20 protein-coding genes are annotated in these 14,624 nt (G+C 68.2%); 7 read left to right on the top strand and 13 right to left on the bottom strand.

Features of this window, described 5'->3' with window-relative positions:
- The first annotated feature begins 5 nt into the window (after positions 1–5).
- From EPN51_RS28015 to EPN51_RS28025, 3 genes are read left to right on the top strand one after another with little or no spacing between them, the layout of a single operon-like run.
- Complete coding sequence (locus EPN51_RS28015) at positions 6–989, top strand: NAD(P)-dependent oxidoreductase (protein ID WP_293049128.1); 984 nt, start codon at positions 6–8, stop codon at positions 987–989.
- Positions 986–1,657 (top strand): L-fuculose-phosphate aldolase, encoded by a 672-nt coding sequence (locus EPN51_RS28020; RefSeq protein ID WP_293049129.1) that lies wholly within the window; start codon positions 986–988, stop codon positions 1,655–1,657. Before EPN51_RS28015 ends, EPN51_RS28020 begins: the two co-directional genes overlap by 4 nt.
- A complete protein-coding gene (locus EPN51_RS28025) occupies positions 1,654–2,604 on the top strand; it encodes an MBL fold metallo-hydrolase (protein ID WP_293049130.1) in 951 nt (316 codons plus the stop codon). Before EPN51_RS28020 ends, EPN51_RS28025 begins: the two co-directional genes overlap by 4 nt.
- On the opposite strand, the gene EPN51_RS28030 is transcribed toward EPN51_RS28025, so the two are convergent.
- A complete protein-coding gene (locus EPN51_RS28030; RefSeq protein WP_293049131.1) occupies positions 2,595–3,827 on the bottom strand; it encodes a zinc-binding dehydrogenase in 1,233 nt (410 codons plus the stop codon). The two genes, EPN51_RS28025 and EPN51_RS28030, sit on opposite strands and share 10 nt — an antisense overlap.
- Positions 3,824–4,600 carry an SDR family NAD(P)-dependent oxidoreductase gene (locus EPN51_RS28035; protein WP_293049132.1) on the bottom strand — a complete coding sequence of 259 codons (777 nt, stop codon included), beginning with the start codon at positions 4,598–4,600 and terminating at the stop codon, positions 3,824–3,826. The genes EPN51_RS28030 and EPN51_RS28035 overlap by 4 nt, the downstream gene beginning before the upstream one ends.
- A 97-nt stretch (positions 4,601–4,697) precedes the next feature.
- Between EPN51_RS28035 and EPN51_RS28040 the strand changes: the two genes are divergently transcribed.
- Genes EPN51_RS28040 through EPN51_RS28050 form a run of 3 tightly spaced genes read left to right on the top strand, consistent with a single transcriptional unit; the run spans position 4,698 to position 7,498 of the window.
- Positions 4,698–5,651, top strand: coding sequence for a class I SAM-dependent methyltransferase (locus EPN51_RS28040; protein ID WP_293049133.1), 954 nt, complete (start codon positions 4,698–4,700; stop codon positions 5,649–5,651).
- Positions 5,644–6,552, top strand: coding sequence for a class I SAM-dependent methyltransferase (locus tag EPN51_RS28045; RefSeq protein WP_293049134.1), 909 nt, complete (start codon positions 5,644–5,646; stop codon positions 6,550–6,552). The genes EPN51_RS28040 and EPN51_RS28045 overlap by 8 nt, the downstream gene beginning before the upstream one ends.
- Before the next feature lie 10 nt (positions 6,553–6,562).
- On the top strand, positions 6,563–7,498 hold the full coding sequence (locus EPN51_RS28050) for a class I SAM-dependent methyltransferase (protein ID WP_293049135.1): 936 nt from the start codon (positions 6,563–6,565) through the stop codon (positions 7,496–7,498).
- Here EPN51_RS28050 and sppA read toward each other — a convergent pair.
- Positions 7,495–9,282 (bottom strand): signal peptide peptidase SppA, encoded by a 1,788-nt coding sequence (gene sppA / locus EPN51_RS28055; RefSeq protein ID WP_293049136.1) that lies wholly within the window; start codon positions 9,280–9,282, stop codon positions 7,495–7,497. The genes EPN51_RS28050 and sppA overlap by 4 nt on opposite strands.
- A gap of 38 nt (positions 9,283–9,320) precedes the next feature.
- On the opposite strand from sppA, the gene EPN51_RS28060 reads away from it, so the two are divergent.
- On the top strand, positions 9,321–10,259 hold the full coding sequence (locus tag EPN51_RS28060) for an LLM class flavin-dependent oxidoreductase (protein ID WP_293049137.1): 939 nt from the start codon (positions 9,321–9,323) through the stop codon (positions 10,257–10,259).
- Here EPN51_RS28060 and rplO read toward each other — a convergent pair.
- The 10 genes from rplO to rplN form a co-directional block, all read right to left on the bottom strand.
- On the bottom strand, positions 10,256–10,699 hold the full coding sequence (gene rplO, locus EPN51_RS28065) for a 50S ribosomal protein L15 (protein ID WP_163712325.1): 444 nt from the start codon (positions 10,697–10,699) through the stop codon (positions 10,256–10,258). The genes EPN51_RS28060 and rplO overlap by 4 nt on opposite strands.
- The gene (rpmD, locus tag EPN51_RS28070; RefSeq protein ID WP_293049138.1) at positions 10,696–10,914 is read right to left on the bottom strand and encodes a 50S ribosomal protein L30; all 219 of its coding nucleotides are present in this window, start codon (positions 10,912–10,914) and stop codon (positions 10,696–10,698) included. Before rpmD ends, rplO begins: the two co-directional genes overlap by 4 nt.
- Positions 10,911–11,585: a 30S ribosomal protein S5 gene (gene rpsE, locus EPN51_RS28075; RefSeq protein ID WP_293049139.1), complete on the bottom strand. Its 675-nt coding sequence runs from the start codon at positions 11,583–11,585 to the stop codon at positions 10,911–10,913. The genes rpmD and rpsE overlap by 4 nt, the downstream gene beginning before the upstream one ends.
- Before the next feature lie 55 nt (positions 11,586–11,640).
- Positions 11,641–12,009, bottom strand: coding sequence for a 50S ribosomal protein L18 (rplR, locus tag EPN51_RS28080; protein ID WP_008260609.1), 369 nt, complete (start codon positions 12,007–12,009; stop codon positions 11,641–11,643).
- 41 nt (positions 12,010–12,050) lie between these two features.
- Complete coding sequence (gene rplF, locus EPN51_RS28085; protein WP_293049140.1) at positions 12,051–12,590, bottom strand: 50S ribosomal protein L6; 540 nt, start codon at positions 12,588–12,590, stop codon at positions 12,051–12,053.
- 10 nt (positions 12,591–12,600) lie between these two features.
- The gene (gene rpsH, locus EPN51_RS28090; RefSeq protein ID WP_293049141.1) at positions 12,601–12,999 is read right to left on the bottom strand and encodes a 30S ribosomal protein S8; all 399 of its coding nucleotides are present in this window, start codon (positions 12,997–12,999) and stop codon (positions 12,601–12,603) included.
- A gap of 84 nt (positions 13,000–13,083) precedes the next feature.
- The gene (locus tag EPN51_RS28095; RefSeq protein ID WP_003873499.1) at positions 13,084–13,269 is read right to left on the bottom strand and encodes a type Z 30S ribosomal protein S14; all 186 of its coding nucleotides are present in this window, start codon (positions 13,267–13,269) and stop codon (positions 13,084–13,086) included.
- Between the two features lie 3 nt (positions 13,270–13,272).
- Positions 13,273–13,845 carry a 50S ribosomal protein L5 gene (gene rplE / locus EPN51_RS28100; protein WP_293049142.1) on the bottom strand — a complete coding sequence of 191 codons (573 nt, stop codon included), beginning with the start codon at positions 13,843–13,845 and terminating at the stop codon, positions 13,273–13,275.
- A 1-nt stretch (position 13,846) separates the two neighbouring features.
- A complete protein-coding gene (gene rplX / locus EPN51_RS28105; protein WP_293049143.1) occupies positions 13,847–14,164 on the bottom strand; it encodes a 50S ribosomal protein L24 in 318 nt (105 codons plus the stop codon).
- Positions 14,165–14,533 (bottom strand): 50S ribosomal protein L14, encoded by a 369-nt coding sequence (gene rplN / locus EPN51_RS28110; RefSeq protein ID WP_085233453.1) that lies wholly within the window; start codon positions 14,531–14,533, stop codon positions 14,165–14,167.
- Positions 14,534–14,624 lie beyond the last annotated feature (91 nt).

Genomic DNA, 14,624 nt, shown 5'->3' on the forward strand with positions numbered 1-14,624 from the left:
CATTCGTGACGTCCAAACCGCGCGCCTTGGTGACCGCCCCGCTGCGTGGCCCGGGCTTCACCAAGCTGCGGGAGCTGGCCGACGTGGTGTATGACCCCTGGATCGAACAGACCCCGTTGCGGATCTACAGCGCCGAACAGCTGGCCGACCGGATCGCGAGCGAACGCGCCGAAATCGTGGTGGTGGAAAGCGATTCCGTGCGCGGCCCGGTTTTCGGGCAGCGGGCCCTGATCGCCGTGGCATCCACCCGCGGTGACCCCAACAACGTCGACATCGCCGGAGCCACCGCGGCCGGCATCCCGGTGCTCAACACCCCCGCCCGCAACGCCGACGCCGTCGCCGAGATGACGGTGGCCCTGCTGCTCGCCGCCACCCGCCACGTGCTGCCCGCGGACGCGGATGTACGCAGCGGCAATATCTTTCGCGACGGTAGCATCCCCTATCAACGGTTCCGCGGCGGTGAAATCGCGGGACTCACAGCCGGACTGGTGGGCCTGGGCGCCGTCGGCCGCGCCACACAGTGGCGGCTGTCCGGGCTGGGCCTGCGGGTCATCGCGCACGACCCCTACAACCCCGACGCGCGGCACAGCCTCGACGAGTTGCTCGGCGAGGCCGACATCGTGTCCCTGCACGCCCCGGTCACCGACGACACCGCCGGCATGATCGGCGCCGGCCAGTTCGCGGCCATGCGCGACGGCGTGGTCTTCCTCAATACCGCCCGCGCCCAGCTGCACGACACCGACGCGCTGGTCGACGCCCTGACCGCGGGCAAGGTGGCCGCCGCGGGCCTCGACCACTTCGCCGGCGAATGGCTGCCGGTCGACCATCCGCTGGTGGGGATGGGAAACGTCGTCCTGACGCCGCACATCGGCGGCGCCACCTGGAACACCGAGGCTCGGCAGGCGCAGATGGTGGCCGACGACCTCGAAGCGCTGCTGAGCGGTGGCGCGCCCGCGCATATCGTCAACCCGGAGGTGCTGGGGCCATGACATCCGTGAAATCCACTAGATTCACCGCCGACCCGGAGACCGCGGTGCTGGACGCGGCCAAGGACATGTTGCGCCGGGGCCTGGTGGAGGGCACCGCCGGCAACATCTCGGCGCGCCGCGCCGACGGCAACATCGTCATCACCCCGTCGTCCGTCGACTACCGCGACATGGAGCTCGACGACCTGGTGCTCATCGACCCCGGCGGCTCCGTGCTGCAGGCCGCCGAGGGTCGGTCGCCCTCCTCCGAGATGCAGCTGCACCTGGCCTGCTATCGGGCCTTCGACGACATCGGCAGCGTCATTCACAGTCATCCGGTGTGGGCCACCATGTTCGCCATCGCCCACGAGCCGATCCCCGCGTGTATCGACGAGTTCGCGGTGTATTGCGGCGGGGACGTCCGGTGCACCGACTACGCCGCCTCCGGGACCCCCGACGTCGGCACCAACGCGGTCACCGCGCTCGAGGGCCGCGCCGCCGCCCTGATCGCCAACCACGGCCTGGTCGCCGTCGGGCCCCGGCCCGACAAGGCCCTGCACGTCACCGCGCTGGTCGAACGCACCGCCCAAATCGTCTGGGGTGCACGCGCTCTCGGGGGCCCGGTGCCGATCCCCGAGGACGTCAACCGCAACTTCGCCGCGGTCTACGGTTATCTGCGCGGCAACGCGTGACGCAGCGGTTCCGGCTCGGCCGCGCGAGCCTGGCGCGGGTACTGGAACTCCGGTTCTCGTTGGGCACAACGTCTTTTCCCCGAACCCCGCGGTCGGGATGGCACGACAATGCCGACCTGCTGGTGCCCGACTTCTTCGATCCCGACACCGATCAGTGGCACATTGCGATTCAGAGCTGGGTCATACAGGTCGACGGCCTGACCGTCATCGTGGACACCGGCGTCGGCAACGATCGGCTACGCCCGCACATGCCGCCGCTGGACCACCTGAACACGGCATTCTTGACCGCGCTCCGGTCGGCGGGCATCGACCGCAACGCCGTCGACGTGGTGGTCAATACCCATATGCACTCCGACCACGTCGGCTGGAACACCATGCTCGAAAACGGCGCGTGGGTGCCGACATTCCCCAATGCCCGGTATCTGCTGCCCGCCGCCGACTACCGCCACTTCGAGCCCGACGGGCCCGCGGCGCGCGCAACGCCGCACACCGAGGCCGAACAGGCCCAGCAGCGCGGTGACCAGCTGGTGTTCGCGGACAGCGTGTTACCGATCGATGCCGCGGGACAACTGATCCGGTGGTCGGACGACTACCGGATCAGCGATTCGCTTCGGCTGCGGCCCGCCCCCGGGCACACGCCGGGCTCCTCGGTGCTGTGGCTGGATGCGGGTCAACCGACCGTGTTCGTCGGCGATCTCACGCACAGCCCGCTGCAATTGCGTCGACCCGGCGACGCGTGCGCCTTCGACGTGGACGCCGCCGCGGCCGCGGTGACCCGTCGTCGCATATTCACCGAGGCCGCACAGGCGAAAGCGACGGTGATACCTGCGCATTATCCCGGCCGCGGCGGCGCGACGATCCGCGCAGTCGACGACCAGTTCGACGTCGGTCACTGGTTGGACATTCCGTCCCTCCCGCCGCCTTCGGGTGCGCCACCTCACCGCTGATCGAAGGCGACCTTGACCGCGCCGCTCTCGCCCTGATCGGCGATCGCCAAAAACGCGTCGCGCCAACGCGGCAACCCGAAGGTATGGGTGAGCATGGGACACAGGTCCACCCGGTGGGCGGCGGCCAGGTCGAGGTAGTGGGCGATGGCGTGCTTGCGCTGCCCGTCCACCTCTTCGACGCCGAAGGCGTTGGAGCCCACCAACGAAATCTCTTTGAAGTAGAGCGGGCTGTCCTCCCAGCGGCCGGGCGCATGGACACCGGCCTTCACCAGGGTCCCTCGCGAGCGCAGGACCCGGACCCCCACCTCGAAGGTCTCGGGCTTTCCGACGGTGTCGTAGACGACGTCGACCGCGCCGGGGTGGGCCATCGGCAGACCCAGCAGCGGCTGACGCAACCGGCCGCCGCCCCACGCGACGAGTTCTTCGATGAGGGACGTACGCGGTTCGTGCGCAAGGACTTTGGCGGCGCCGAACCGGTGGGCCAGCTCGGCCTGGGCATCGAAGCGGGCCACGACGGCCACGGCCACGTCGGGATACAGCGCACGCAGGATCGCGACCGCACACAACCCGAGCGAGCCGGCCCCGTACACCAAGACGGAGCCGGCGCGGGGTGGCGGATGGCGGGTGACCGCGTGCAGCGACACCGAGAACGGGTCGGCGAACACGGCCATCTCGTCGGGAATCGACTCCGGCACAACGAACAGCATGCTGTCGTGGGCGGGCATCAATTCGGCGTAGCCACCCGTCACGTCGGCCGAGACACCGGTGTGGATGCCGGGTTTGATGTCGCCGTCGGTGAAGCTCCAGCACAGGCTGTGGTCGCCGGCCTCACACGCCGGGCAGGGCGGCTCGATGCCCCGCGGCCCGCAGGACAGCCACGGGTTGAGCACCACCCGCTGCCCCACCTGCAGCCCGCGCGCCCGCGGGCCCAGCGCCACCACGTCGGCGACCACTTCGTGACCCATGACTTGCGGGAACGAGCAGAATGCGGACATGGCGTTGTCGGCGTCGTCTGCGCCGAAATCCATCAGGATCTGCTTGGAATCCGACCCGCAGATGCCGGTCAGCCGCGGCCGGGTGAGCACCCAGTCATCGTGCGGCAGTTGCGGATCCGGCAACTCGCGCAGCGCGGTCGGGGTGCGGGCCAGGTTCTGGGTCAGCGCGTTGGCGTCCTCGGGGACGTCGAACGGCTCCGGCGGTACGCCGTAGACCAGCGCCTTCATTGCGCCGCCAGCCCCGCCGCCCCGGCGATGAACGCGTCGAGGTCGGCGTTCTTGGCGTCGACGACCGATTTCAGGTCCGGCAGGTAATGCTCGAAATGCTCGCCGCCCAGGGCCGCGACGATGCCGTCGGCCACCTCGTCGGCGGCGGCCTTGGGTCCCCGGTAGAGGGGTGCCTCGCTGCCCGGTTGGTCCCAGATCTCGGTGTCCACCGGGCCCGGCTCGATCAGCTTCACCGAGATCGGCGCGCCGTGCAGGTCTACGGCCATCGCCTCGCTCCAGCCGCATAGCGCGAATTTACTTGCACAGTAGGCGCTTTCGTGGATTATTCCGAGCCTGCCGCCCACACTGGACACGTTGACGATCATGCCCGATCCGCGCGCCCGCATCCGCGGCAACAGGGCCAGCGTCAGCCGCATCGGGGCGAAGAAGTTGACCCGCATGACGTCTTCGACGTCGTCGGGATCCAGCGCGGTGACCGGCCGCCGCTTCGGGACGGCGGCGTTGTTGATCAGCACGTCGATCCCGCCGAGCCCATCCCAGGCGGTGACCGCCAGGTCGTACAGCGCCGGGGTGTCGGCCAGGTCGGCCACCCACATCGCCGATCCCGGGGAGGCGCGCCGGCAGTCGGCCAGGACCTCGGCCAGCCGGTCCGAGCGGCGCGCGATCAGCCCGACCACCGCGCCGCCGGCGGCCAGCCGCCGGGCCAGGGCCGCACCCAATCCCGACGAAGCACCCGTGATCAGCACCCGCTTACCCGCCGGTTCGTACGCCATCGGTAAAGGTTGCCGCGAATCGCGGGAAGCGTACAGTGGGTGAAGCTTGTTATATCGGCTAAGTATTAGATTTCCTACCTCCGATAGGGGCAGCACCATGACTTCCACCAGGTACGAGGGCGACACCTGGGACCTCGCCTCCAGCGTGGGCGCGACCGCCACCATGGTCGCCGCGGCCCGCGCGATGGCCACCCGCGCCGAGCGTCCGCTGATCAACGACCCCTTCGCCGAGCCGTTGGTCAAGGCGGTCGGCGTGGACCTGCTCGCCCGTCTGGCCAGCGGCGAGCTGGACCCGGCCGAGCTGAACGACGTCCACGACGGCACTGTGGGATCGGGCGGATCCGCCGGGGCGATGTCGCGCATGGCCGACAACATGGCCGTGCGCACCAAGTTCTTCGACGAGTTCTTCCTCGGTGCCACGAACACGGGCATCAAGCAGGCCGTCATTCTGGCTTCCGGGCTGGACGCGCGCGCCTACCGGTTGGCGTGGCCGGCCGGGACGGTGGTCTACGAGGTGGACCAGCCGCAGGTGATCGAATTCAAGACCCGCTCGCTGGCCGAGCTGGGCGCCGCCCCCACCGCCGAGCGGCGGGTGGCGGCCGTCGATCTGCGCGACGACTGGCCCGCCGCGCTGCGCGCCGCCGGGTTCGACCCGGCGCAGCCCACCGCCTGGAGCGCCGAGGGCCTGCTCGGCTACCTGCCCCCGGAGGCGCAGGATCGCCTGCTGGACACCATCACCGAGCTCAGCGCGCCGGGCAGCCGGCTCGCCACCGAGAGCGCGCCCAACCCCGAGCCGGGCGACGACGAGAAGCTGAAGGAGCGCATGCAGACGATCTCCGAGCGCTGGCGTGCGCACGGTTTCGACCTCGACATGGCGGGACTGGTCTACTTCGGCGACCGCAACGAGGCGGCCCCCTACCTGGCCGATCATGGCTGGCGCCTGCACAGCGTCAGCATCCGGGAACTGTTCGCCGCCAACGGGCTTGACCCGCTCACCGACGACGACATACGGATGGGCGAGATGCTCTACACCAGCGGCACCTATGAGTGAGGGACGCGCCGACGGCGACAGCTGGGGACCGGCGCACAGCGTGGGAGCGACGGCCACCATGGTCGCCGCCTCCCGCGCGGTGGCGTCGAAGGGACCCGACGCGCTGCTCGATGATCCGCTGGCCGACCCGCTGGTGCGCGCCGTGGGGCTGGAAACCTTCATCCGGATCATCGACGGGGAGATCGACTTCGAGGACGACCCACTGTTAAACCGGAAGGCGCGGGCCGAGCAGATCACGGTGCGCAACAGGTTTTTCGACGACTTCTTCATTGGCGCCACGCGAGACGGTGTGCGCCAGGCGGTGATCCTGGCTTCCGGCCTGGACACCAGGGCCTACCGCCTGGGGTGGCCGGCGGGCACCGTGGTCTACGAGATCGACCAGCCCGACGTCATCGCCTTCAAGACCGACACGCTGGCCGGTCTCGGCGCTGCTCCCACCGCCGAGCGCCGCACGATCGGCATCGACCTGCGCGACGACTGGCCCACCGCCTTGCGCGAGGGCGGTTTTGACGTCACCCAACCGACCGCGTGGAGCGCCGAAGGCCTGCTGCCCTACCTGCCGCCCGAAGCTCAGGACCGACTGTTCGACAACATCACCGCGCTCAGCGCGCCGGGCAGCCGGGTGGCGACCGAACACGTGCCCGACCCCGACGCGTTCTCCGATGAGCGCCTGCGGCGCATCTCCGAGCGGTGGCAGCGCTTCGGCTTCGACCTCAACGCGGCCGACCTGTTCTACCGGGGTGAGCGCAACATCGTCGTCGACTACCTGAGCGGCCACGGCTGGCGGGTGATCGCTCATCCCGCCCGGGAGTTGTATGTCCGCAACGGGTTTGAGTTCCCCGAAGACGAGATGGCGGCCACGTTCGGTGACCTGAGCTACGTCGCGGCGACCCTCAAGTAAGGTTCTTCTGATGCCACGCACTCACGACGATAATTGGGATCTGGCGTCCAGCGTCGGCGCCACCGCGACGATGGTCGCGGCCGGGCGCGCGATGGCGACGAAGGATCCGCGCGGTTTGATCAACGATCCGTTCGCCGAGCCGCTGGTGCGCGCGGTCGGCGTGGATTTCTTCACCAAGATGATGGACGGCGAGCTCGACATCGACGCGATCGAGGACGCCTCGTCGGTGCGCGTTCAGGCGATGATCGACGGAATGACAGTGCGCACCAAATACTTTGATGATTACTTCATCGACGCCACCGGCACCGGGGTGCGTCAGGTGGTGATCCTGGCTTCCGGCCTGGACGCCCGCGCCTACCGGTTGCCGTGGCCCGACGACACGGTGGTCTACGAGATCGACCAGCCGCAGGTGATCGAGTTCAAGTCGACGACGCTGGCCGGCATCGGTGCCGAACCGGCCGCCGACCGGCGCACCGTCGGCATCGATCTGCGGGCGGACTGGCCCGCCGCGTTGCAGGACGCCGGATTCGACGCGACGGTGCCGACGGCGTGGTTGGCCGAGGGCCTGCTGATCTACCTGCCGCCCGACGCCCAGGACCTGCTGTTCGACAACATCACCGCGCTCAGCGCGCCCGGCAGCACCATCGCCACCGAATTCGTGCCCGGCATCATCGATTTCGACGCCGACCGGGTGCGGGAGATGTCCGGCTCGTTCCGGGAACACGGCGTGGACATCGACATGGCGTCGCTGGTCTACGCGGGTGAACGCAACCATGTCGTGGACTATCTGTCGAGCATCGGGTGGCAGGCCGAGGGCATCACCCGAACCGAACTCTTCGGTCGCATCGGAATTGAGGTGCCCGCCCCGGAGAACGACGACCCGCTCGGTGAGATCGTGTTCATCAGCGGCAAGCTGCTGAGCCGCCCGCCAGCGCGGCGTAGCTAGAACCGCCAGGGCCCCAGCCAGAGCGCGCTGGCGCCACCGAAGGACCGTTCGACGTTGTCCAGGATGCCGCCGATGGTGCGGCCCAACAGCGCGCCCAGCGCGTCGGGCAGCGACGCGGCGGCCGGTTGCGAGGAGGCCCGCGGCCGAAGCATGTTCAGCAGCGAACCACCCGGGTAGGTGACGATGCGCACGTCGGTGTCCTCGTCCAGTCCGGCAAGGATTTTCGCCCGGCGCAGCGCGGTTCGGAACCCGCCAAGCTCGTCGACCAGGCCCCGCTCCAGCGCGTCGGCGCCGGTCCACACCCGGCCCCGGGCGACCCGATCGACGGCATCGGTGGTCAGATTGCGGCCGTCGGCGACCCGCTCCACGAAGTCGGCGTACACCAGGTCGGCCTCGGCCTCCCGGTGCGCGCGCTGCTCCGGGGTGAACGGCGCGTCGATCGCCCAGGCGTCGGCATTGGCGTTGGTGCGCACCGTGTCCGACCCGACGCCCAACCGCGCCAGCAGATCACGGATCACCAGCTTGCCGGTGATCACGCCGATCGACCCGGTGATCGTTGCCGGGCTGGCCACGATCGCGTCGGCCGCCACCGAGATGTAGTAACCGCCGGAGGCGGCGACCGCACCCATCGACGCCACCACCGGTTTGCCGTGTTTGCGGGCCCTTTTCACCTCGCGCCAAAGGGTTTCCGATGCGGTGACGGAGCCGCCGGGGCTGTTGACCCGCAGCACGATCGCGGACACCGAATCGTCGGCGGCGGCTTCCCGCAGCGCCGGCGCGATGGTGTCGCTGCCGACGGTGGAGGCGCCGAACGGCAGGAATTGGGGCCCGCCGCGTCCGTCGACGATCGTGCCGTCGATGTTGACGACGGCCACCGTGGGCTTGGGCCGGCGACCGGGCAACGATGGCACCGGCGGGGTCAGCCGTGACCGGGCCGCACCGGCGTAGCGCGACACGTAGAGCCGGGGCGGCCCGTCCTCATCTGGATCGTCTTCTGAATGGCTGCGCGGCCCAACCAGTTCCGCGATGCGGGCGTAGGCCTCGTCACGGAATCCGATCCGGTCGACCAGGCCCGAGGTCACGGCCTCCTCGCGCAACAGCGGCGCGCGGTCGGCCAGCGCGTCGAGCACTTTCGCGTCGAACTTGCGTGATTGCGCGACCGCCTGCCACACCTGTTCGCGAATGCTCTCCAGCATCCGGGTGACGGCCTCGCGGTGGGCGTCGGTGAAGCCGTGCTCGGTGAAACGGTTGACCGCCGACTTGTATTCGCCGCGCGCGACGAATTCGGCCTCGATGCCGGCCTTGTCGAACGCGTCGCGCAGGAAGGTGACGTTGCTGGCGAAGCCGATCAGTCCGACGCTGCCTGCGGGCTGCATCCAGACCTCGCCGAACGCGGAAGCCAGGAAGTACGACAACGTGCCCGGGTAGGTCTCGGCCCAGGCCAGTGACGGCTTCGCGGCGGTGAACGCGACGATGGCCTCGCGCAGTTCCTGCACCGCGGCCGACGGCGACGCCGCGAGTTGCACGCGGGCGATCAGCCCGGCGACCCGCGGATCCTCGGCCGCCCGGTGGATGGCGGACACCATCTCGCGCAGCGGTACCGGCCGGTTTCCCCCGGTGATTATCGCCAGCGGATCGAAGCCCGACGTCTCCGGCGGCATGGAGCGCAGATCTAATTCGAGCACACAGCCGTTGGGAACGCCGTGATGGCGGGCGGTATCGACCCGGCCGGCGAGCGCGCGGACCTCGTCGACACCGGGTATCGAGGGCAGGAAAGCGAACATGTCTGCAGACTACCGAGAGTCCGCCGTACGGTGGTCCGGTGAGGTTCTCCATCGCCATCCCGCAGTTCGACTACGACGGTTCCGGAGACGCCTTCGACGCGGCCGGGCTGCGGTCCTTCCTCGCCCGCGCCGAACAACTCGGGTTCGAGGGCGGCTGGGTGCTCGAGCAGGTCATCGGGCCCGCGCCGCTGCTGGCGCCGCTGGAGCTGCTGGCCTATTGCGCCGCCTGCACCGAGCGGCTGCGCCTGGGCGTCGGCGTGCTGGTGACATCGCTGCACGAGCCGCTTCAGTTGGCCTCGGCGATCACCGCCGTCGACCGACTCAGCCACGGCCGCCTCGACATTGGTGTCGCCCCCGGTGGCGCTGGGCGCAAGTTCGCCGCCTTCGGCGTCGACAAGGACACCTTCATCTCGTATTTCACCGAGGGCTTGGAGCTGATGAAGGCGGCCTGGTCCGACGAGCCCACGGTGAAGTTTCACGGCCGGTTCCGCGACGTCGACGACCTACCCACCCAGCCCAAGCCGGTGCAGCGACCGCACCCGCCGATCTGGTTCGGGGGCCTGGCCCCGAGGGCCCTGGCCCGCGCCGTGCGGCACGGCGATTCATTCCTGGGCGCCGGCTCGTCGACCACGGAGGCGTTCGCCGGGGCCGTCGCCGTCGTGCGCCGCGAGCTCGACGAGCAACACAAGGACCCCGCCGGCTTCACCATCGGCAAACGGGTTTATCTAACGGTCGACGACGACGCCGCCAAGGCCTCCGAACGTGTGCTCGCCGGGCTGGACCGCATCTACGGGCCGATGCCCGGCGTGCAGGACGTGCCGGTATCCGGGACACCCGACGACGTGGCCCGCGGGCTGCGTGAGGTCATCGACGCCGGGGCGCAGATGCTGTTACTGAACCCCGTCGGCACCGACGTCAGCGAAAACCGTGAGCAGATGGAACGCCTTGCCGCAGAAGTGATTCCGCAACTGAGTTAGGACAGCTCGGTGGCCGAGCCGCCCGCGGCGGTGATCTTCTCGCGCGCGCTGCCGCTGAACTTGTGCGCGGACACCTCGACCTTGACGGTCAACTTGCCGTCGCCGAGTACCTTGACCAGAGAGTTCTTGCGAACGGCACCCTTGGCCACCAACTCGTCCACGCCGATCGAACCACCCTGCGGGAAAAGCCGATTGAGGTCGCCGACGTTGACGATCTCGTACTCGGTGCGGAACCGGTTGCGGAACCCCTTGAGCTTGGGCAGCCGCATGTGAATCGGCATCTGCCCACCCTCGAAGGTGGCCGGCACGTTCTTGCGCGCCTTGGTGCCCTTGGTACCACGGCCCGCGGTCTTGCCCTTGGAGCCTTCACCGCGACCGACCCGGGTGCGAGCGGTCTTCGACCCGCGCGCCGGCTTGAGATCGTGCAGCTTGATCGTCATTTCTTGCTACCTCCGGTGCCGGCGGTCCTCGCCTCGGCCGGCTCCACCTCGACGAGGTGGCTGACCACCGCGATCAGACCGCGGGTCTGCGGGTTGTCCTCGCGGATCACCGAGTGGCGAATCCGCCGCAGACCCAGGGTGCGCAGGGACTCACGCTGCTTCCAGCGGGCCCCGATGGTGCTGCGCACCTGGGTGATCTTCAGTTGACTGCTCATGGTTGGGTCCCCGAAATCTGCGCCTCACGCGCCGCCGCACTGGCCAGCGCGTCACTTTCGCGGCGCGCCTTGAGCATTCCGGCCGGCGCAACGTCCTCGATGGGCAGTCCGCGACGAGCGGCAACCTCCTCGGGGCGCTGCAGCAGCTTGAGCGCGGCGACGGTCGCGTGCACCACGTTGATGGCGTTGTCGCTGCCCAGCGACTTGGCCAGGATGTCGTGCACGCCAGCGCATTCCAGCACCGCGCGGGCCGCGCCACCAGCGATCACACCGGTACCCGGGCTGGCCGGGCGCAGCAGCACCACACCGGCGGCCGCCTCACCCTGCACCGGGTGCGTGACGGTCCCGCGGATCAGCGGCACCCGGAAGAAACCCTTGCGGGCCTCCTCCACGCCCTTGGCGATGGCCGCGGGAACTTCCTTGGCCTTGCCGTAGCCGACACCGACCATGCCGTTGCCGTCACCGACGATCACCAGCGCGGTGAAGCTGAATCGCCGACCACCCTTGACCACCTTGGAGACACGGTTGATGGCGACGACCCGCTCCAGGTAGTTGCTCTTGTCGCCGTCGCGGCCACGACCGCCGTCGCCGCGCCGACCGCGGTTGTCGCGGTCACCGCGGGAGTCACGGCTGTCGCCGGCGCCCTGTCCGCCGGCGGGCTGCTCCGCCATTATGCGGTCCTTCCAGTCGTGTACACGTTCTCAGTCATCAGGCTGATGTTGTTCATCAGAATTGCAATCCGTTCTCGCGTGCGGCATCCGCCAGCGCCGCGATCCGTCCGCCGTAGGTGTATCCGCCCCGGTCGAAGACCACACTGTCGATGCCGGCGGCCTTGGCACGCTCGGCGATCAGTTGGCCCACCCGCACGCTGCGGGCTTTCTTGTCCCCCTGCAGACTCCGCACGTCGTCCTCGATCGACGACGCGGCGGCCACCGTGGTCCCGTTCTCGTCGTTGACCAGTTGCACGTGAATGTGGCGCGCGGACCGGTTGACCACCAGCCGCGGACGCTGCGGGGTTCCCTCGATCTTCTTACGCAGCCTGGCGTGCCTACGCAGCCGAGAAACGCGGCGAGTCGCGGATACGCTCTGCCCCAACGGCTTTCGCGTTGCGGTGCCAGCTTGTGATTGCGCCATGATTACTTACCTGTCTTTCCGACCTTGCGGCGGATCTGCTCGCCCTCGTAGCGCACGCCCTTGCCCTTGTACGGGTCGGGGCGGCGCAGACGGCGGATGTTCGCCGAGATCTGGCCGACCTTCTGCTTGTCGATCCCGGTGATGGTGAACTTCGTCGGCGACTGAACGGCGAACGTGATGCCGTCCGGAGCCTCGATCACCACGGGGTGGCTGTAGCCCAGCGCGAACTCGAGGTTGGAGCCCTTGAGCTGCACGCGGTAACCGACGCCGAAGATCTCCATCTTGGTGGTATAGCCCTGCGTCACGCCGGTGACCAAGTTGGACACCAGGGTGCGCGACAACCCGTGCAGCGAGCGGTTGCGCCGCTCGTCGTTGGGCCGGGTGACCACGATCGCGCCATCGTCGTTGCGCGCCACGGTGATCGGCTCGGCCACCAGCAGATCCAGGTTGCCCTTGGGGCCCTTCACCGAGACCTTTTGACCATCGATCGTTACGTCGACTCCGGAGGGAACCGGAACCGGCTGCTTACCAATACGCGACATTTCTATCCCCTCACCACACGTACGCGAGGACTTCGCCGCCCACGCCCTGTCGGGCTGCCTGGCGATCGGTCAACAGGCCCGACGAGGTGGAGATGATCGCCACACCCAGGCCACCGAGCACGCGCGGCAGATTGGTGGATTTCGCGTACACCCGCAAACCGGGCTTGGACACGCGGCGCAAGCCGGCGATGCTGCGCTCCCGGCTCGGCCCGTATTTGAGCTGAACGATCAGCGACTTGCCGACCCGGGCATCCTCGGTCCGGTAGTCGCTGATGTAGCCCTCGCTCTTGAGGATCTGGGCGATGTTTGCCTTGATCTTCGAGTGCGGCAACATCACCTCGTCGTGATACGCCGAATTGGCGTTGCGCAGACGTGTCAAGAAGTCTGCGATCGGGTCCGTCATCGTCATGACAGCGTTGGTACCTTCCTCGCGGTGGTTCCCGGTCCGGGCCTGTCGCGCACCTGTTCTGGGTTGGTCTGGGGGTTCTGGCTGTTACCAGCTGCTCTTTTGCACGCCGGGCAGCTCGCCCGCGTGCGCCATCTCGCGCAGGCAGATCCTGCACAGGCCGAATTTGCGGAAGACCGCGCGCGGCCGGCCGCACTTGTTGCAGCGCGTGTAGCCGCGCACCGCGAACTTCGGCTTGCGTGCGGCCTTGTTGACCAGTGCCTTCTTTGCCATGGCTCACTTCTCCTTGAAGGGAAAGCCGAGAGCTCGCAACAGCGCTCGTCCTTCGTCGTCAGTCGTCGCCGAGGTGACGACGTTGATGTCCATGCCGCGGACCCGGTCGATCTTGTCCACGTCGATCTCGTGGAACACCGACTGCTCCGCCAGCCCGAAGGTGTAGTTGCCGACACCGTCGAACTGCTTGGGCGAAAGGCCGCGGAAGTCGCGGATACGGGGCAGCGCGATCGAGGTGAGACGGTCGAGGAACTCCCACATCCGGTCCCCGCGCAGGGTGACCCGGGCACCGATCGGCATGCCCTCACGCAGTTTGAACTGTGCGATGGACTTGCGCGCGCGACGGATCTCGGGCCGTTGCCCGGTGATCAACGCCAGGTCGCTGACCGCGCCGTTGATCAACTTCGCGTCCCTCGCCGCGTCACCGACACCCATATTGACGACGACCTTGGTCACCGTCGGGATCTGCATGACGTTGCCGTAGCCGAATTCCTTGTGCAACACATCGCGAATCTCGTTGCGGTAGCGCTCTTTCAGGCGAGGCTGCGCCTTCACATTGGTCTCTGTTGTGGTCATGCTAGATTTCCTCGCCGTTGCGCTTAGAGATACGGACGCGCTTACCGGTCTCCTCGTCGACCCGGTAGCCGATACGGGTCGGCTTACCGTCCGAGTCGACCACCATCACGTTGGAGGCGTCGATCGGGGCTTCCTGGGTGACGATTCCGCCCGACTGGGCTCCACGCTGGTTGGTCGAAATGGCGGTGTGCTTCTTGATCGCGTTGACACCCTCGACCAGCACCCGGTTGCGCTCGGGGTAGACCTTCAGCACCTTGCCTTTGGCGCCCTTGTCCTTACCTGCGATCACCAGGACGGTGTCGTCCTTTTTGACCTTCATCTACAAAACCTCCGGAGCCAGCGAGATGATCTTCATGAACCGCTTCTCGCGCAGTTCGCGGCCGACCGGCCCGAAGATGCGCGTCCCGCGCGGGTCATTGTCGGGCTTGATGATCACCGCGGCGTTCTCGTCGAATTTGATGTAGCTGCCGTCGGAACGCCTGCGCTCCTTGACCGTGCGCACCACCACGGCCTTGACGACATCCCCGCGCTTGACGTTGCCGCCGGGAATGGCGTCCTTGACGGTGGCGACGATGACATCGCCGATGCCCGCGTAGCGTCGCGACGAACCGCCGAGCACACGGATGCACAAGATCTCCTTGGCGCCGGTGTTGTCGGCGACCTTCAGTCGCGATTCCTGCTGAATCACTCGATCTCCTGACCTGGTTGCGTGTGCACGGCAGGAGAACCCACCTGAGTGGGCATTCGGTGGGCATGACCCACCAAAAACCTGACGTGCG

The organism is Mycobacterium sp., assembly GCF_004298145.1.
Lineage (GTDB): Bacteria > Actinomycetota > Actinomycetes > Mycobacteriales > Mycobacteriaceae > Mycobacterium.